The 17,608-nt window shown below is 71.1% G+C and carries 16 protein-coding genes; 9 read left to right on the top strand and 7 right to left on the bottom strand.

The annotated features are described in order from the left end of the window. Positions 1–76 precede the first annotated feature (76 nt). The 9 genes from AB0F72_RS16210 to AB0F72_RS16250 all read left to right on the top strand — a co-directional run bounded on the left by AB0F72_RS16210 (position 77) and on the right by AB0F72_RS16250 (position 9,147). Entirely contained in the window at positions 77–1,045 is a 969-nt protein-coding gene (locus AB0F72_RS16210) for a flagellar motor switch protein FliM (RefSeq protein WP_360430992.1), read from the top strand. Beyond that, a complete protein-coding gene (gene fliN / locus AB0F72_RS16215; RefSeq protein WP_360430994.1) occupies positions 1,042–1,800 on the top strand; it encodes a flagellar motor switch protein FliN in 759 nt (252 codons plus the stop codon). Before AB0F72_RS16210 ends, fliN begins: the two co-directional genes overlap by 4 nt. Positions 1,801–1,811: 11 nt before the next feature. Continuing rightward, positions 1,812–2,240, top strand: coding sequence for a flagellar biosynthetic protein FliO (locus AB0F72_RS16220; RefSeq protein WP_360430996.1), 429 nt, complete (start codon positions 1,812–1,814; stop codon positions 2,238–2,240). Further along, positions 2,237–3,112: a flagellar type III secretion system pore protein FliP gene (gene fliP / locus AB0F72_RS16225; RefSeq protein WP_360430998.1), complete on the top strand. Its 876-nt coding sequence runs from the start codon at positions 2,237–2,239 to the stop codon at positions 3,110–3,112. Before AB0F72_RS16220 ends, fliP begins: the two co-directional genes overlap by 4 nt. 4 nt (positions 3,113–3,116) lie before the next feature. After that, positions 3,117–3,881 carry a flagellar biosynthetic protein FliR gene (locus AB0F72_RS16230; RefSeq protein ID WP_360431000.1) on the top strand — a complete coding sequence of 255 codons (765 nt, stop codon included), beginning with the start codon at positions 3,117–3,119 and terminating at the stop codon, positions 3,879–3,881. A gap of 16 nt (positions 3,882–3,897) precedes the next feature. Beyond that, the gene (locus AB0F72_RS16235) at positions 3,898–4,983 is read left to right on the top strand and encodes an EscU/YscU/HrcU family type III secretion system export apparatus switch protein (RefSeq protein ID WP_360431002.1); all 1,086 of its coding nucleotides are present in this window, start codon (positions 3,898–3,900) and stop codon (positions 4,981–4,983) included. Between the two features lie 189 nt (positions 4,984–5,172). After that, positions 5,173–7,221, top strand: coding sequence for a flagellar biosynthesis protein FlhA (gene flhA, locus AB0F72_RS16240; RefSeq protein WP_360431004.1), 2,049 nt, complete (start codon positions 5,173–5,175; stop codon positions 7,219–7,221). Continuing rightward, positions 7,199–8,920 (top strand): hypothetical protein, encoded by a 1,722-nt coding sequence (locus AB0F72_RS16245; RefSeq protein ID WP_360431006.1) that lies wholly within the window; start codon positions 7,199–7,201, stop codon positions 8,918–8,920. Before flhA ends, AB0F72_RS16245 begins: the two co-directional genes overlap by 23 nt. Next, positions 8,917–9,147: a hypothetical protein gene (locus tag AB0F72_RS16250; RefSeq protein ID WP_360431008.1), complete on the top strand. Its 231-nt coding sequence runs from the start codon at positions 8,917–8,919 to the stop codon at positions 9,145–9,147. The genes AB0F72_RS16245 and AB0F72_RS16250 overlap by 4 nt, the downstream gene beginning before the upstream one ends. 117 nt (positions 9,148–9,264) lie before the next feature. On the opposite strand, the gene AB0F72_RS16255 is transcribed toward AB0F72_RS16250, so the two are convergent. The 7 genes from AB0F72_RS16255 to fliF form a co-directional block, all read right to left on the bottom strand. Next, positions 9,265–11,325 (bottom strand): flagellar hook-length control protein FliK, encoded by a 2,061-nt coding sequence (locus AB0F72_RS16255; RefSeq protein ID WP_360431010.1) that lies wholly within the window; start codon positions 11,323–11,325, stop codon positions 9,265–9,267. A gap of 28 nt (positions 11,326–11,353) precedes the next feature. Continuing rightward, positions 11,354–12,337, bottom strand: a complete 984-nt coding sequence (locus tag AB0F72_RS16260) for a transglycosylase SLT domain-containing protein (RefSeq protein WP_360431012.1) — start codon at positions 12,335–12,337, stop codon at positions 11,354–11,356. Beyond that, the gene (locus AB0F72_RS16265; RefSeq protein WP_360431014.1) at positions 12,334–12,786 is read right to left on the bottom strand and encodes a cell envelope biogenesis protein TolA; all 453 of its coding nucleotides are present in this window, start codon (positions 12,784–12,786) and stop codon (positions 12,334–12,336) included. Before AB0F72_RS16265 ends, AB0F72_RS16260 begins: the two co-directional genes overlap by 4 nt. A gap of 178 nt (positions 12,787–12,964) precedes the next feature. Next, the gene (locus AB0F72_RS16270; protein WP_360431016.1) at positions 12,965–14,272 is read right to left on the bottom strand and encodes a FliI/YscN family ATPase; all 1,308 of its coding nucleotides are present in this window, start codon (positions 14,270–14,272) and stop codon (positions 12,965–12,967) included. Positions 14,273–14,279: 7 nt separating this feature from the next. Continuing rightward, positions 14,280–14,951, bottom strand: coding sequence for a FliH/SctL family protein (locus AB0F72_RS16275; RefSeq protein ID WP_360431018.1), 672 nt, complete (start codon positions 14,949–14,951; stop codon positions 14,280–14,282). Continuing rightward, entirely contained in the window at positions 14,935–15,960 is a 1,026-nt protein-coding gene (gene fliG, locus AB0F72_RS16280; RefSeq protein WP_360431020.1) for a flagellar motor switch protein FliG, read from the bottom strand. The genes AB0F72_RS16275 and fliG overlap by 17 nt, the downstream gene beginning before the upstream one ends. A gap of 36 nt (positions 15,961–15,996) precedes the next feature. Next, positions 15,997–17,607, bottom strand: a complete 1,611-nt coding sequence (fliF, locus tag AB0F72_RS16285; protein ID WP_360431022.1) for a flagellar basal-body MS-ring/collar protein FliF — start codon at positions 17,605–17,607, stop codon at positions 15,997–15,999. Between the last annotated feature and the right edge of the window lies 1 nt (position 17,608).

Below are 17,608 nucleotides of genomic sequence, written 5' to 3' on the forward strand. Positions count from 1 at the left end.
CCTGCCCATCAGTCGTAAACGGGCATAAAGCGCCACCTCGGCTCAGCGGCTCGCGAACTGAGCCGATGAGGACGACGTGACCAAGTCGTCCTCCGCGGTCTCCGCCGCCCGCTCCCCCGGCAAGATGTCACGTCGCGGCCAAGGCGGAGGGCCCGCGCCGTACGACTTCCGGCGGCCGATCAAGCTGTCCCGGGAACACGTCCGCACGCTGCAGATCGCGTTCGAGACGTACGCGCGCAGTTGCGGGACCTTGCTGACGACCAGACTCCGGGCGGTCAGCAACTGCTCCCTGATCTCCATCGAGCAGCTGAACTACGACGAGTACGTCGCCGCGCTCGCCAACCCCACGATCATCGCGGTGGTCTCCCTCGACCCGCTGCCCGGCACGGTGCTGCTGGAGATCGCGCAGTCGGCAGTGATGACCGCGATCGACCACATGCTCGGCGGCCCCGGCGGCACCCAGCCGGAGCGGCCGCTGACCGAGGTGGAGATGCCGCTGCTGCGCAGCCTGGTCGAGCGGATGCTGGGCGAGCTGCGGTACGGCTTCGAGACGCTGGTGGACATCACGCCGCATCTCAAGGAGATCGAGTACAACGCGCAGTTCCTCCGGGCCCACGCCCCCGGCGACGCCGTCGTGATCGCCTCGTTCGAGATGAAGATCGGCGCGGAGGAGTGCATCTCCACCCTCTGCCTGCCGTTCAACACCATCCTGCCGGTGCTGTCCCGCACCGAGACGATCGTGCTGAGCGCGGCCGAGCGACAGGCCAAGGACCGCGCGCTGCGGAACCTGACGGCCGGACTTTCCGCAGCTCCGATCGACGTAGCAGTGCGATTCCAGCCCATTCGGATGCGTACCGATGACATCGTGGATCTACGCCCCGGGGATGTCGTGCCGCTGGGACACGCGACCAGCCGGCCGCTCGAGGTGACCGTCAACGACATCGTCTTCGCTCATGCAGTTCCCGGTAACCAGGGCGCCCGGCTGGCCTGTCTCGTCGTGCCGTCGCCCCACGAGAGCTCGTCCAAGGAGTCTGGCCCCCAATGACAGCGCCCACCATGACCGCGCCACAGCTGGCGCTCGCCCGGAACGCCGCCGAGGCCGCGCTGGCCGTCCTTCCCACCAGCCGGGCGCTGTTCGCCGCCGATCCGCTGATCCCCGACGAGTCGACGGTGATCGAGGGGCAGGCGGTCACCGCGCGCTTCACCGGCGCGGCCTCCGGCGAGGTCGTGGTGGTCGTCGGACAGGACCTGGCGGACGCGCTGCGGGAGAGCCCGCTCGGCGAGCTGGACCTGACCGCGGCGGTCCGGCCGGCGCTGGAGGCGGCGGCCCGGGTGTTCGGCCCGGTGGTGCTCGACCCGGGTCAGCTGATGGACCCGGAGGTCGCGCTCAGCGCGCTGGCCGCGAAGGAGGGCGCGGTGGCGGTGCCACTGCGCGACGAGGAGGCGGTACGCGCCGTCGTCGCCCTGGCGCTGAGCGCGTGGCCCGGTGAGGATCCGGCCGGCGGGCTCGCCCAGCAGGGCCCCCGGATGGCCGCCGTGATGGGCGGCGGACGCGGTGGCGGGCTGGACATGCTGCACGACGTCGAGATGGAGGTCTCGGCCGAGCTGGGCCGGACCCGGATGAGCGTGCGGGAGCTGCTCTCGCTGACCCCGGGCGCCATCGTCGAGCTGGACCGGGCCGCCGGCAGTCCGGCCGATCTGCTGGTCAACGGCCGGCTGATCGCCCGGGGCGAGGTCGTGGTGGTCGACGAGAACTTCGGCATCCGGATCACCGAGATCGTCGCGCCCGGCGCCGAGTAGGAGTCACCGTCTTGTTCCAGCTCTTGCTCCAGGTCGGTATCACGCTGCTGGTCGTCCTGCTGATGATGTGGGGGCTGGCCCGGGTGATCCGGCGGCCGTTCGGCCTGCGCGGCAACGACGCGCTCATGGTTCTCGGCACTCAGCAGGTGGGCCGGGGTGCGGCCGTGGCCGTGGTCCGGGTGGCGGATCGGGCGCTCGTCATCGGCATCACCGACACCCAGGTCAGCCTCCTCGTCGAGCACGATCTCGGGGCGTTCGAGAGCGAGCCCGAGGAGGAGCACATCCCGGTCGATCTCGAAGGGGACGACCTGCCCGGACGGCATCCGGCGGCGACCGGCGGGCGGCTCGAGGGCTCACTGCTCTCGCCGCGGACCTGGACGTCGGCGGTGGACTTCCTTCGCGAGCGAACGGCACGGCCCGAGCGAACTGCGAGGCGATGATGCGACGCGCGATCCTGCTCCTGATGGCGGCGGCGGGGCTGGCCCTGGTTCTCCTGCCGGGAGCGGTGTCCGCCATGCCCCGGCACGCTCCCGTGGCGCAGGCGCAGGCGCCGGTCGCGCAGGCGCCGGTCGCGCAGGCCCCGGTCGCGCAGGGGCCGGTCGCGCAGGCCCCGATCGCGCGGGCGCCGGCGCCGCCGTCGCCGCCTTCGATCAACCTCAACATCAACGGTACGAACCCCGACGGCTCCCGCCCGGCCTCGTCGCTGGTGATCGTTCTCGGTCTGACCGCGCTCTCCGTGGCACCCGCGCTGCTGCTGCTCTGCACGTCGTTCACCAAGGTCTTCATGGTGCTCGGCATCACCCGCAACGCGCTCGGCCTGACCACCATGCCGCCCAACCAGGTGCTCGCCGGGCTGGCGCTGTTCCTGAGCCTGTTCATCATGGGGCCGACCGTCTCGTCGATCAACGACGTCGGCGTGCAGCCCTATCTGGCCGGCGACAAGACCCAGTCGCAGGCGTTCCAGGACGGCGTCGAGCCGCTGCGCGACTTCATGTCCGAGGTGACCCGCGAGGACGAGGTCGCGCTGCTGATCAGGGTCTCCGGCGAGGAGCAGCCGGCGAACATGGACGACGTCCCGCTGACCACGCTGATCCCGGCGTTCGTCCTCTCCGAGCTGCGGGCCGCGTTCATCATCGGGTTCGTCATCTTCATCCCGTTCCTGATCATCGACCTCGTGGTGTCCGCGTCGCTGATGTCGCTGGGCATGATGATGCTGCCCCCGGTGACAGTGGCGCTGCCGTTCAAGCTGTTGCTGTTCGTGCTGGTCGACGGCTGGGGCCTGATCATCACGGCGCTGGTGGGCTCGTACTGAGGTCATGAACTTCGAAGTCGCCACCGCGGAGTTCCTGGCGGTCATGCTGGGAACGGTCCGCACCGGCGCCTGGATGATGCTCTGCCCGCCGTTCAACTCACGACTCATTCCGGTGCAGGTCAAGGCGCTGCTCTCGGTCGGCCTGACGCTGCCGATGGCGCCGTACCTGCGGGCGACCGTGCCGAGCCTGGACACCCAGGACCTGATCTTCAGCGCGGCCCTGCAGTTCTTCATCGGCGCCACGCTCGGCTTCATCACGCTGATGCTCTTCGCCGCCCTGCAGGCCGCCGGTGATCTGCTCGACCTCTTCGGCGGCCTCACGCTGGCCTCGGCCTACGACCCGCTGTCGCTGAGTCAGAGCTCGATCTTCGGCCGGTTCTACAACCTGGTGGCGGTCACCCTGCTCTTCGCCAGCGACGGGCACCAGTTGATCCTGCGCGGCTTCCTGCAGAGTTTCCGGACCATGCCGCTGGACACCGGGTTCGACACCGAGACCTCGATCCAGGTGCTGGTCCGCGGCGTGGCCGAGATGTTCCTGGCCGGGCTGCAGATCGCCGGCCCGCTGATCGCGGTGCTCTTCCTCGCCGACGTCGCGCTGGGCCTGCTGAACCGGGTGGCGCCGGCGCTCAACGCGTTCCAGCTCGGCTTCCCCGTGAAGATCTTCCTGGTGGTGACGCTCTCCGGCCTCGCCATCACGATGCTGCCGGCCGTGCTCAACGTCCTCGTCGAGAAGTCGGTCACCGTTGTCGTCCGTCTCGGCGGCGGCTGAACCCGCAGGAGGTGAGATGTCCGGCGAGAAGACCGAACAACCGACAGCCCAGAAGCTCAAGAAGGCCAAGCAAGAGGGCCAGATCGGCAAGACCCAGGACCTCGGCGCCTGGGTCGGCATCCTGGCCGCCAGCATCATGCTGCCGCGCACCCTGAGCAAGGCGATGGAGCAGGCGCAGGGCCTGATGGAGAAGATCCCGGACACCGTCCAGAACCCGGACCCGGGCAAGGCCATCGCGATCATGAAGGAGGCGCTGACCGGCGTGGTGTGGGCGGTGCTGCCGCTCGCGCTGACGATGATGCTGGTCGGCGTCGCGGGCGCCGGCGCGCAGGGCGGCATCCGGGTGGCGACCAAGCTGTTCAAGCCGCAGTTCAAACGGCTCAACCCGCTGCCCGGCATCAAGCGGATGTTCGGTGCGCAGTCGCTCTGGGAGGCGACGAAGGCGCTGGTCAAGACGGGTGTGCTGACCGGCGTGCTGTACATGACGATGAAGGACATCGTGCCGAAGCTGATGCAGGCCGGTCAGCTGCCGCTCGCGTCCACCCTCAAGATCGTCAGTGACGCCTCGATCTCGCTGATCCGCGCCGCCGCGGCGGCCGGCATCGTGATGGCGGCGGCCGACTACTTCGTGGTGAAGCGGCGCACCAACAAGCAGCTGCGGATGAGCAAGGAGGAGGTCAAGCAGGAGTACAAGAACACCGAGGGTGACCCGCTCATCAAGGGCCAGATCCGGGCCCGGCAGCTGGCGATGGCCCGCAGCCGGCAGATGGCCGACGTGCCCACCGCGGACGTCGTGGTGGTCAACCCGGTGCATGTCGCTGTCGCTCTGCGGTACGAACCGGAGAAGGGCGCGCCGCGAGTGGTGGCGATGGGCAAGGGCCCGATCGCGGCAAAGATCCGTGACATCGCCACCGAGAACCGTGTCCCGATGGTGCAGGACGTGCCGCTGGCCCGGTCGCTGCACGACAGCTGCGAGATCGGGCAGGAGATCCCGGCCGAGTTCTTCGGCGCGGTGGCGAAGGTCCTGGCGTTCGTGATGAGCCTGAAGTCGAAGGGCTCGGCGGCCGGTCTGCACCAGAGTCCGAACGCTGTCGCGGTGTGACACTCCGGCGTGTCGGCTCGTAACTGACGGGGTTCCTGTGGCATAACGGAAAATTCCGGAGATTTCCTCACATCGCGGTCGGTGAGCAGGGAAGATCGGTGCGTGGCGGTGCCATAGCGGCCTCAGTGACACGGCGAGTGATCGCCGGGGGCTTCGCATCGCCCGGACTGCCCATGCTCGGAAGGTGCCGTGAAGAAGCAGAGCCTCAGCAAGTTCGCCGTACCCGTCGGGGTCGTCGGCATCATCCTCATGATGGTCGTACCCCTGCCGACCTTCCTGCTCGACCTGCTGATCGCCGTGAACATCACGGCCGCCCTGTTGACCCTGCTGATCTCCATGTTCGTCCAGAAGCCGCTGGACTTCGCTGTCTTCCCGGCGCTGCTGCTGGTCATGACGCTGTTCCGGCTGGCACTCAACATCAGCGCGACCCGGCTGGTGCTGCGCGACGGTGACGCCGGCAAGGTGATCCACGCGTTCGGCAGCTTCGTCGTCGGTGGCAACCTGGTCATCGGTCTGGTGATCTTCTCGATCCTGGTGATCGTCCAGATGATCGTGGTGACCAAGGGCGCCGAGCGGGTCGCCGAGGTCGGCGCCCGCTTCACCCTCGACGCGATGCCCGGCAAGCAGATGGCGATCGACGCCGACCTCAACGCCGGCCTGATCGACGAGTCGGAGGCGAGGAGGCGCCGCGCCGAGGTGTCGTCCGAGGCCGACTTCTACGGCGCCATGGACGGTGGCTCGAAGTTCGTCAAGGGCGACGCCATCGCCGCCATCATCATCACCGTCATCAACCTGGTCGGCGGCTTCGCGATCGGCATCATGCAGGCCGGTATGGCACCGGTCGACGCGATGAACCACTACAGCATGCTGAGCATCGGCGACGGCCTGGTCTCCCAGATCCCGGCGCTGCTGCTCTCGGTCGCCACCGGTCTGATCGTGACCCGGTCGGCCACCTCCGGCGACATGGGTTCCAGCGTCACCACCCAGCTCAGCCAGAACAAGCTGGCCCTGCGCATCGGCGGGGGCGCCGCGCTCGCCCTCTGCGTCATCCCGGGCCTGCCGAAACTGCCGTTCCTGTTGGTCGGCGGCGCGGTCCTGGCGATCGCGCAGCGGGTCAAGGAGCCGGTGCCGGAGACGGCCGAGGAGGCCATCGCGGCCGAGGCGGTCGACATGCCCGCGCCCGACTCGCCGGAGCAGCTGCTCGGCGAGATGCGGATCGACCCGCTGGAACTCGCGCTCGCGCCGGACCTGGTCGACCTGGTCGACGCGAGCAGTGGGGACCTGCTCGACCGGGTACGCGCGCTCCGCCGCAAGATGGCCATGGAACTCGGCGTGATCATGCCGCCGGTGCGTACCCGGGACGACCTGGACCTGCCGCTCTCCTCGTACGCGATCCGGATCTCCGGTGTCGACGCCGGCACCGGCCAGGCGCCGCCGGGCGCGGTGCTCGCCATCGGCGAGGGCCTGCAGGCGCTGCCCGGACGAGCCGGTGTGGAACCGGTCTTCGGCCTGGCCGGCAAGTGGGTGCCCGCCGAGCTGCACTACCAGGCCGAGCTCTCCGGAGCGACGGTGGTGGACCGCGCCTCGGTGATCATCACGCACCTCGCCGAGATCGTCCGGAGCAATGCGAGCCGGCTGCTCGGCCGCGAGGACGTCCGCGCGCTGACCGAGATGGTGAAGCGCACGCATCCGGTCGTGGTCGAGGAACTGACGCCGGGCCTGCTCAGCCTCGGTCAGATCCAGAAGGTGCTGCAGGCGATGCTCGACGAGGGCGTGCCGATCCGCGACCTGGTCCGGATCTTCGAGGCGCTCTCCCTGCGCGCCAAGTCGACGAACGATCACGACAGCCTGGTGGAGGCGGCGCGCGGCGCCCTCGGCCCGGCGATCGCCGCCCAGTACACGACGGCCGGGCGGCTCACCGTGATCACGCTCGACCCGATGCTCGAGCAGAGCCTGCTCGAGTCGTTGCGGCCCAGCGACACCGGCGCCTTCATGGCGATCGACGGCATGCGTGCCGAGTCGATCGTCAGTGAGGCCAGCCGGCTCGCCGAAGCCGCCGAGCAGCAGGGCCTCAACCCGGTCCTGGCCTGCTCCCCACAACTGCGGCTGCCACTGATGCGACTGCTGCGGGCCGGCTCCCGCCGGGTGCAGGTGCTGTCGTACAGCGAAATCTCTGGTTCCACCGCACAGATCGAGACGATAGGGGTGGTGAACGGTGCCTACGCGGGTGCTGCTTGAGGGGCCGACCATCGAGCCGCTGCTGGCTCAGGTACGTGACGAGTACGGCTCCGGCGTGAAGATCATTTCCGCCGACAAGGTACGAAGCGGTGGTATCGGGGGCTTCTTCGCGAAGCAGCACTACGAGCTTTCCGTCGAGGTACCGGATCCGACCGAGGACAGTGATGACATGGCGCAACAAACCGTTGCCGGTAACAACCCCAACAACTTCGAGCGCCTGCTCGAACAGGCCGAATCCCAGGACCGGGTGACCACCGAGCCGGGGCAGTCCCCGGACCTGCGCGCGCAGCGTGAGGGCCGCGCCGCCGGGCTCGGCGACACCGGGGCGGCCTTCGCGGATCTGATGGCCGGCCTCGACGTCGCGAGCCATCCGGCCGGCGGCGGCCCGGCCCGGGCAACGGCCCGGCCCCGGCAGACCGAGACACGGGAGGACACCCCGACGGTACGGCCGTTCCGCCCGTCCGCCGCGGGAGGAGCAGCGGTGAACCGGCCGCTGCCGGCCGCGCTGCCCACGGTGCCGAGCTTCCCGGCCCGGCCGGGTGCGGCAGCGCCGAAGGAGCCGCCGATGCCGTCACCGCCGTCCATGCCGCCGCACCCGTCGCAGCCGGCCGCGGCCCAGGTGTCGCCGGCCCCGATGCCGACCGCTCCGATGCCGCCGACCGGGTCACCCCGCAGCGGCATGGCGCCGCCGATGACCTCGGCTCCGATGCCCTCGATGCCGATGACGTCGGCTCCGATGCCGCACATGCCGGAACCGGTCGCGCCGATCCGCACGGCGATGTCCGCGCAGGCGCGGGCCGCCACGCCGACACCGCTGCGGACCTCCGAGCCGACAGCCGTGCCGGCCCGGGCGGCGACCGCGGCGCCGTTCAGCCCGGCGCCGGTGCGCTCCGCGGCCGAGGTGTACGGACTGGACGAGACGCCCGAACCGGTCTCGCCGGCCGCCCCGCCGGTCGCCGCCGCCCCACCGGCGCCCGTACCGGCCCTGCGCTCCGGTGACCTGGACGCGGTGCAGCGCAACCTCGTGACGGTCGGCATGCCGGAGGAGATGGCTCGCCAGATCACCGGCGGGGACACGTACGCGGGGGTGCTCAGCGTCCTCGCGGCCCGGCCCGCCGCACCCGGCATCCCGGACGGACCCGGCGAGATCCTGGTCCTGGCCGGTGAGGTGCACACCGCCGTGCCGATCGCCAAGATGCTGCTCGAACAGGTCCACGTGGATCAGAGCCATCTGCTGCTGGCCGGGCCCTCCACGGCCGGTACCGGGCTGCACTCGTCGCGGCTCATCTCCAGCCGGGGCGCGGCCGAGTCACGCTCCGACAAGCTGCAGAACGCCGATCACTCGTGGATCGTGGTGATCGACGCGCCGGTCGGCGGCACCGACCCGTTCTGGGTGAACGACATGTGCGACGCTCTCGGCGCCACCGCGCTCTGGGCCGTCGTCGACGCCACCCGCAAGACCGCGGACACCGCCCGCCACCTGCGCGGACTCGGTGACGTGGAAGCGCTCGTGGTGCACAGCGTGGAGCTCACCGCCGACCCGGCCTCGGTGCTCGGGCTGGACGTGCCGATCTTCTCGCTGGACGGCAAGCCGGCCACCCCGCACGCGTGGGCGGCGATGCTCTGCGCCCGGATCGCGGCCGAGGTGATGCCGTCCGCGGCCTCGCCGCGCCGGGGAACCCGCGCCAACCGGCGATGATCCGGCCGTCGGTTCTGCTGTTCGCGCTGCTGATCAGCGCGCCGGCCTGGTACCGCCTGCTCTTCGACCAGCTCGACTTCGTGCAGGTGCTGATCCGGTTCCTGATCGCGGTGCCGATCGCCGCGCTGCTGCTGGCCGCGCTGCGTTTCATCATGGCCGGCTATCGGAAGGACCCGGAGTCCACGCCGGTCACGCCCGAACCGACGGACCCGGCACCACCGTCCTGACCCTTCTCATCACCGACCCGGCACCACCGTGCTGACCGTTTCTCATCACCGGCCCGACAGCTACCGGAACGACGACGACCACCCGCGTGCTGCGGGTGGTCGTCGCGCGTATCGCTGTCAGGCCTCGACGTCCACCCGCCCGGCCGGAACCGTCCGGCGGGTGGCGTTCGGCGCCGGCTCGGCCGGCAGGTCCGCGGCACCGCCCTGCGCCGCGCCACCCCGGCGGCCCGGTCCACCGGCCTCCGCGAACTGCTGGCGGGCCTGCTGCTGCGCGGTGCCCTGGCGCAGATCGAGGGTGCAGTTCCCGAAGCCGGATTCCTCCAGTTCGCGGCGCAGGTCGTCGAGGGACGACCGGAGCGCCTCGGTGCCGGCCTCGGTGCCGCCGGAGAGCTGCACGGAGATGTCGCCGTTCCGGATCTCCGCCACCACCTGGACCGGTCCGAGGTCGACCGGGTGCAGGTGCACGGTTAGCCGGTGCACGCCGTCCGCGTCCAGCCGCAGCGGAACGATCCGCATCGCGAGCTGGTTCGCCGTCGGGCCCGGGATCGGCGTGGACGGCGGCGGGGCCGGAACGTCCGCGGCCGGTGCGGTGGTTGCGGCAGGCGCCGCGGCCTGCGGCCCCGTCACTCCTGCCGGACCAGCGGGTACGCCGCCGGGCACGCCCGCCTCGACCGGAGACCCACCGGGTACGCCGGTCGGCAGCGCACCCGGACCGCCGGCAGCCGGAGCCGCGCCGTCGGTGGTGGCCGTCTCCGGTGACCCGAACTGCTCAGCACCGGTTCCGCCGCCGCCGCTGCTCGCTGAGCCGCCGCCGGTGTTCGAGGCGGAGGTGTCAGCGACGGGTCCCGCGTCGGCCGCGGGCGCGGCCGTGGCGTTCTCCCCGATGGCGTTCTGCCCGGTGGCGGGCGTCGTGGTCCCGGCGATCGCCGGGGTGGCGCCGGCCGGCTGGCCGGTTGCGGTGGCCGCGCCGGTCGCCGGTGCCGCAGCGGTCTGCGTCGCGTCCGGGCTCGCCGCGGCCGTCGCGGCCGGGTCCGGTGTGAGTCCCGCGGTGGAGGGTGGCGCCGCCTGGCCCTGCGGGGCCTCGCCCGGGACCGGTCCGGTGGCGGTGGCGCCGGCCTGCTCCACTGCCGCGTCGGCGCCGGCCGGCGTGGCGGACTGCGGCACCTGGGCGGTGGCGGCGGGGGTGCCGGTGGCCGCCGGAGCGGTGGCGGCCGGGGTGGCCGCGACTCCGGTCACCGACAGGGCGCCGGTGGACGTGCCGGTGGTGCCTTCGGTGCCCTCCGCCGGGGTCGCGACCGGCTGCGGCGCGGCCATCGTGGTCATCGCCGCCAGAACGCCGGGGTCGGCGCCGGCAGTGGCCTCGGTCTCGGTGCCCTCGGCTTCCGCGGTCTCGGTTCCGGCGCTCTCGGTTCCGGCGGTTCCGGTTCCGGCGGTGATAGACGCGGCCGCGTCGCCGGTTCCCGGGGTTTCGGCGGTGGTTCCGGTGACCTGCTCGGCGTCCTGGCCGGCGCTCTTGGCGGCGGGACGGCCCGATACCCGTTCGCCGGCGGCGCCGGGGGTGGCCCGGTCTGTCGTGGCCCGGTCGGTCGTGGCGCGGTCCGTGGATGCGCGGTCCGTGGTGGCACGGTCGGCGGTGGCACGGTCGGCGGTGGCCCGGTCGGTCGTGGTGCGGTCGGTGGTGGCGCGCTCGGCCGGCGTGCGCGTATCGGCGCGGTTGACGACAGGCCGGACCGTGGCGCCCCGGTACGCGGACGCCCGGTCGGCGGCGGCCCTGTCGGCGGCGGCCCGGCTCGTGGCTGCCCGCTCGGTGGCTGCCCGGTCCGTGGCTGTCCGGTCGGCGGCTGCGCGGTTGGAGGCGGCCCTGGTCAGGGCGGCGGCCCGCGTGGCGGCGGCCCGGTCGGCTGCCGCGCGCTGGTTCGCCGCTGCCCGGTCGTCGGCCGCGGTGCGCTGGGCTGCGGCTCGGTCGGCCGCCGCGGTGCGCTCGGCAGCGGTGCGGTCGGAGGCCTCCCGGGACGTCTTCGCCGCGGCGGCTGCCTTGTCCTCCTCGCCGCCGGGACGGCCCATCTCGGCCGAGAGAGCCGACCCGAAGTCCGCGCCTCCCTCATCCCGCCGGCCCGACGAACGGCGGGTGCTCTCGGTCGTGGGCCGGCGATCGGGACCCGTCACGGAAGTCGGCATGGGGTCATCTCTCCTGTTCCGGGTTTGGTCAGCCGCCGAGCGCGGCCAGAGCCTTCTGGACCTTCGGGACGTACGCCTGCGTCTCCGCGAACGGCGGGATTCCGTCGTACTTGCGCACCGCGCCACCGCCCGCGTTGTAGGCGGCCAGGGCCAGCGGCACCGACTTGAACTCCTTCAACAGCGAGGAGAGCATCTTCGCGGCGCCGTCCACGGCCTGCGCCGGGTCGAACGAGTCCTTGACTCCCAGACCGCGTGCGGTCGACGGCATGAGCTGCATCAGCCCCTGGGCGCCGGCCTTGCTGACCGCCCTCGGGTCGTACCCGGACTCCACCTTCGCGACCGCGGCGAGCAGCTTCGGCGAGATGCCGTGACGGGCGCCGGCCTGGTTGAACAGGTCGGCGTACGGCACACCGGTGACGCCACCGCCGGTGGTCCGCAGGCCGGCCGGCCGCAGCGCGGACATGTCCTGGACGGCGGCGGCGGGCACGGTGTCGAGGACGCGACGGATGTGGCTCGGCGTCTCGTACACAGATTGGATCTTGACCCGGTCGCCGGGTTTCGGCGCCGCGATCATCTTGTTGTCGCCGAGGTAGATCGCGACGTGGTCGACGGGTGTGTTGAACGCGAGGATGTCGCCCGGCTTGGCATCGGCGATGCTCGCCACCGGGCGCCCCGCGCGGGCCTGCTGCCAGGAGTTACGGGGGACCTGCACGCCGAGGTCCTGGTAGGCCTTCTGGACCAGGGCCGAGCAGTCCAGGCCCTTGGCCGGGTTCTCGCTGCCGAAGACGTACGGCGTACCCAGGTATTTCTTGGCTGCCGCGACGACGTCGGCCCCGCTCGGTCCGGCGGTTCCGGGCTGAGCGACGCCGGCGCCCGTCGCGTCGGCCAGCGCCGATGCGAACTTGGTGCCCGAGGTGCCGGCGGCCGTGGTCGACGGCGGCGGGTTGAGTCCGAGTTGTTCCTTGAGCTCGGCGACGCGGGACAGGACCCCGCTGACACCCATGGACGTCATCGCCGGCTCCCGTCGTCAGAGCCGGAGGCAGCCCGCCGAGCCTTCGAGGTGACTGCCAGTTCATCGAGGTTGGCCTGGTCGACGCGGAGATCGTGGTCGCGGACGGCCTCGGCATGCCGTTCGCCGAGCATCTCCACCGCACGCCGCTTCTTGGCGGACTCGGTGAGCGCGGCCATCTTCTCCCGCTCGAGGTCCTCGGCGTCGGTGACCATGCGCTGCGCGGAGAAGAGGCCGGCGGCCAGGGACTGCCGCGCCACCAGCGAGGCGACCATGGCACGTGCGGTGCCCTCGGTCGGCGCCTGGGCGCCAATCAGATCGAGCCGGCGGCGTTTGACCAGGGCTTCGGCTTCACGGATCTCGGCCCGGGACTGAATGACCGCGCCGCGGGCGGCATCCTCCTGCGCCTTCCGGGCACGAAGTACGGGTCCGAGTCGGAACAAGCGGTTCACGTTCGCCTCCTACCGGGGCCGGGAGGGCCCTCACATGACCGCTTCGGCGTGCGACCCGATTCGCTGAGCCCCTGCACCCGCTCTGCAACCGGCGTAACGCCCGTCACAATCCGTTCCCGCCAGCCCCCGCCCGCGCCGTGCCCCGGCGGGACCGGCAGTGGGCGGGTACCCGGGTGGGTCAGGTGGTGGCTATCAGGGCTCTCAGCTGGGCCCAGGCGTCCTCGGCGGTCAGGCGTTCGTCCAGGTCCTGGCGGAGGAAGGCGCTGATCTGGGGCCACGCGGCGTTGGCCCGGTCGGCGTCCGGGTTGGTGCCCTGCACGTAGGCGCCGATCTCCACGAGTTCGCGTACCTCGCGGTGGGCGGCCATCAGGCGGCGCAGCTCGGCGGCGTCCGCCCGCTGCTCCCGGGTAGTGATCTTGTTGGCGACCCGGGAGATCGAGTCGAGGGCCTGGATCGCCGGGAAGTGGCCGGCCGTGGCGAGCTTGCGGTCCAGCACGATGTGCCCGTCGAGGATCGACCGGGCCGCGTCGGCGATCGGCTCGTTGTGGTCGTCGCCCTCGACCAGCACGGTGTAGAGGCCGGTGATGCTGCCCCGCGCGCCCGGGCCGGCCCGTTCCAGCAGGGCGGCGAGCATCGCGAAGACCGACGGCGGATAGCCGCGGGTGGCGGGCGGCTCGCCGACCGAGAGGCCGACCTCGCGCTGCGCCATCGCCGCCCGGGTCACGCTGTCCATCATCAGCAGCACGTCGGCGCCCTCGTCCCGGTAGTACTCGGCGATCCGGGTGGCGACCGAGCCGGCCCGGAGCCGGACCAGCGGCGGGGTGTCCGAGGTGGCGATCACGACGACCGAGCGGGCCAGGCCCTCCTCGCCGAGGTCGTGCTCGATGAACTCGCGTACTTCCCGGCCGCGCTCACCGACCAGGGCGACCACGTTCAGCTCGGCCGAGGTGCCGCGCGTGATCATGCTCATCAGCGTCGACTTGCCGACGCCGGAGCCGGCGAAGATGCCGATGCGCTGACCTCGGCCGCAGGGCACGAGCGTGTCGAGAACCCGTACCCCCAAGGACATGGGTTCGTCGACCAGCTGGCGGTCCATCGCGGCCGGCGGCGCGGCGTCGATCTCCACCATCGTGCCGCGCAGCGGCGGGCCGCCGTCCATCGGACGGCCGAGGCCGTCCAGGATGCGCCCGCGCAGGTCCGGGCCGACAGCGACACGCAGCGGACCGCCCGTGCTGTACGCCGGGGTGCCGGCGCCCATCCCGGCGATCGGGCCGAGCGGGAGGCAGGAGAGCCGCTCGCCGTCGAGGGCCGCCACCTCGGCGAGCACCGCGTCCGGCCCGTCGCCGATCCGCAGCAGGTCACCGACGTTGGCGTTGATCCCGCTGACCGTCACGCGCAGGCCCACGGCGCCTGTCACCCGGCCGCTGACCAGGGGGCGGGCCGCGACGATCGCGTTGTGCAGCCGGTGCTGGAAGAGATCGGTCATGGGTGCCTCAGATCCGGAGCGCCTCGCGGGCCCGGCGCATCGCTGACTCGATCGTCGCGTCGATGGTCGCGGTGCCGGTGGCGGCGACCGCGTCACCGGGCCGCAGGCTGGGGTCGGGGCGCAGGCTGATCCGGCGGCCCGCGAAGTCGAACTCGGCGTCGCCGTCGCCGACGAGCGTCCGGTAGTCGTCCGGGTGCAGGCTCACCGAGACGCCGCCCTGCTCGGGGGCGGCGCTCATGGCCCGGCGCACCGCGTCGGCGCCCCGCTCCGGGTCGTCCCGCAGGGTGCGCCCGACGATCGCCTCGGCCAGTTCGAAGGCGCTCGCCAGCACGACTTCCTGCAACTCGGTGAAGGTCGGCATGAGCTGGTTCTCCAGCTCGGTCACGGCACGGCCGAGGGCGTTCACGGCGCTGGCGAGGGCGGTCGCCCGGCGTTGCTCGTACGCCTCCTCGCTGGCCACCGCCCGTGCCGCGGCGGCTTCCGCGGCCGCTACGGCATCGCGCTTGCCCTGTGCCCAGCCCTCGGCGTAACCGGTGGTCCGGGCCTGCTGTTTCGCGCGTTCCACGGCTTCGCTGTCGAGCACCGGATCGTCCCGGCGCAGATCGACGGAGAACTGCGCGGCGGTGGCCGCCTCGGCCACCGCCCCGCGGATCACCGGCCGGTCAGGCGATGAGCTCATCGGCTTCGCCACCGCGCTGGATCTCGATCTGTCCGGAGTCCTCGAGCGTGCGGATGACACCGACGATCTTCGCCTGTGCCTCCTCGACCATCTTGACCTTGACCGGTCCTTGCAGGTCGATCTCTTCGAGCAGGTTCTCCCGGCCACGCTCGGAGAGGTTCCGGGTGACCTTGTCGCGGACGGTCTCCGGCACACCCTTGAGCGCGGTGGCCAGGTCCGCCGGCTCGACCTGGCGGAGCACCAGCTGCACCGAGCGGTCGTCGAGGTTGATGATGTCCTCGAACATGAACATCCGCCGGCGGATCTCCTCGGCCAGCTCCGGGTTGCGCGCTTCGAGCGCCTCCAGGATGAGCCGCTCGGTGGTGCGGTCGGCGCGGTTGATGATGTCGACCAGCGGCTGCAGACCGCCGACCGTGGAGAGCTCGTCCGGCTGGAGCACGGTGGAGAGCTTGCGCTGCAGCGCGGTCTCCACCTGCCGGATGACGTCCGGGGAGGTGCGGTCCATGATCGCGATACGGTGCGCGACCTCGGTCTGCACCTCCAGCGGAAGCCCCGCCAGGATCGACGAGGCCAGGGCCGAGGGTATGTGGGCCAACACCAGCGCGATGGTCTGCGGATGCTCGTACTGGACGTACGAGAGCAGTTGTCGCGGGTCCGCGTGGCTGAGGAAGTTGAACGGGATGTCGTTCATCGACGCCTCGAGCCGGTCCAGGATCAGCGCCGCCCGCTCCTTGCCGAGCGACGCCTCCAGCAGCTCCCTGGCGTAGTCCATGCCGCCGGACCCGGCGTACCGGGTCGTCGCCATGGCGTAGAACTCGTCCATCACGTCGTCGACCTGATTGGGTTCGAGCTTGCCGAGCCGAGCGACCTCGGCGGACAGCATCTCGACCTCTTTCTCGGTCATGTTCGCCAATACTTCGGCGGACTGTTCCTTGCCGAACTGGACCAGCATTATCGCGGCCTTGCGCGCGCCCGTGAGCGAGAGCGTGGTGAGACCCGGAGTGGTCAACGGATACTCCTCAACCGTCGTGGTGCTAGTGGTTCATCAGTGCGTCGCGTCGGCCGAGAGCCAGCTGCGGATCAGCGCGGCGGTCTCCTCCGGCTTCTCCTTGACCAGTTGCTCGATCTCCCTGTGCCGTTCCTCGCGCGCTTCGTTGTTCTGGTTCACGATCTCCGGGCTCTCCAGCATGTTCATCGCGGTGGCGGTGGTGACGTCCAGCTCGGCTCGGCGCTGCGCCTCCAGAGCGGCCTGCATGTCCTCGAGGTGCTTGCGTTCCTCCTCGGTGAGCTGCTGGCGTTTCTTGGCCCGCTTGTTGGCCCGCCAGGCCAGGAAGATCAGCGCGAGGACCACGAAGAGCAGGGCACCCGTCTTGATCAGCGTCAGCTGCTTCGCCTCCTGCTCGGCCGCTGCGGCGGCGGCGAGCTCGTCCTGGGCCGCGGTGGCCGCGCTCGTGTCGAACGGCATGGAGGCGACCGCGATGGTGTCGCCGCGGGTGGCGTCGATGCCGGCCGCCGCGCTGAGCAGCTCCTGCACCTGATCGGGGTTCACGCCGCCGGCTGTCGCGCTGTCCAGCAGGACCGAGACGTTGAGGCGCTCGATGCTGCCCGGCGCGTTGCGGCGCAGCTCCTCGACCTCGTCGAGCTGCCGGGTGCGCACCTCGTTCTTGTTGTTGTACTGGCCGCTGCCGGCGTTGTTAGGCACCTGGATGTTGTCCGGGCCGAGCACGCCGCCCTGATCGGCGCCGCCGCCGGTGTACGTCTCGGTGTTGATGCTCTCCTGCTCGGCCGGCGTCGCCGGGTCGGCCGTGTACTTCTTGCTCCGGGTCTCGGTCTGGTCGAAGTCGAGCATGGCCGTGGTGGTGACCACCGCGTGCCCGGGACCGACCAGGCTGTCCAGCATCTTCTGCAACGAGGCGTTCAGCCGGTTCTGGAAGTTGACGGTCTGCGCCTCGGCGCCGCTGTCGCCACCCGTCGCGATGGTGGCGCCACCGCCGGTGGAGAGGATCCGGCCGTCCGAGCCGGCGACCGTGACCTGGGTCGGATCGAGGCCTTCGACGCTGGACGCGACCAGGTGCACGATCGACTGCACCTGGTCGCCGCTGAGCTCGGAGTTGCCCTTCGAGGCGACGAGCACCGAAGCCGTCGGCTTGCTCTGGTCGTCGGTGAAAACGTCCTTCTGCGGCATGACGAGGTGCACGGTGGCCGCCTCGACGCCTTCGATCGACTTGATCGTCTTGGAGAGCTCGCCCTCCAGCGCGCGCTGGTAGTTGGCGTGCTGCATGAAGTCGCTGGTGGTGATGCCCTGCTGGTCCAGCAACGAGTAACCGGTGCCCTCGTCGTTGGGCAGGCCCTCGCCGGAGAGCTGCAATCGGAGCTGGTTCACCTGGTCGCGGGGAACCATGACGGTCGTGCCGTCGTTCGCGAGCTCGTAGGAGACACCCGACTTCTGCAGGGACTCGACGATCGCGCTGGCGTCCTTTGTCGACAGGTTGTTGAAGAGAATTTGGTACGACGGCTTGGCCGCCCAGGTGGCGAAGAAGTAGCCACCGACGATGAGAGCGAGGACCGCGAAGATCGTGACAGCCTTCTGTCCCGGTGTGAAGGACTTGAAGGTGTCCGTGACGCGGCGTACCGGAGCGGGAAGGCGGTCGGTCATG

The organism is Actinoplanes sp. NPDC023936, assembly GCF_040639325.1.
Classification (GTDB): domain Bacteria; phylum Actinomycetota; class Actinomycetes; order Mycobacteriales; family Micromonosporaceae; genus Actinoplanes.

Bases quoted from the DNA above. Each gene is read 5' to 3' on its own strand.
- AB0F72_RS16270 (WP_360431016.1), bottom strand. From the start codon at position 14,272: ATGACCGATCTCTTCCAGCACCGGCTGCACAACGCGATCGTCGCGGCC.
- fliN (WP_360430994.1), top strand. From the start codon at position 1,042: ATGACAGCGCCCACCATGACCGCGCCACAGCTGGCGCTCGCCCGGAAC.
- AB0F72_RS16260 (WP_360431012.1), bottom strand. From the start codon at position 12,337: ATGACGTCCATGGGTGTCAGCGGGGTCCTGTCCCGCGTCGCCGAGCTC.
- AB0F72_RS16235 (WP_360431002.1), top strand. From the start codon at position 3,898: ATGTCCGGCGAGAAGACCGAACAACCGACAGCCCAGAAGCTCAAGAAG.
- AB0F72_RS16250 (WP_360431008.1), top strand. From the start codon at position 8,917: ATGATCCGGCCGTCGGTTCTGCTGTTCGCGCTGCTGATCAGCGCGCCG.
- AB0F72_RS16255 (WP_360431010.1), bottom strand. From the start codon at position 11,325: ATGCCGACTTCCGTGACGGGTCCCGATCGCCGGCCCACGACCGAGAGC.
- fliP (WP_360430998.1), top strand. From the start codon at position 2,237: ATGATGCGACGCGCGATCCTGCTCCTGATGGCGGCGGCGGGGCTGGCC.
- AB0F72_RS16275 (WP_360431018.1), bottom strand. From the start codon at position 14,951: ATGAGCTCATCGCCTGACCGGCCGGTGATCCGCGGGGCGGTGGCCGAG.
- AB0F72_RS16230 (WP_360431000.1), top strand. From the start codon at position 3,117: ATGAACTTCGAAGTCGCCACCGCGGAGTTCCTGGCGGTCATGCTGGGA.
- fliF (WP_360431022.1), bottom strand. From the start codon at position 17,607: ATGACCGACCGCCTTCCCGCTCCGGTACGCCGCGTCACGGACACCTTC.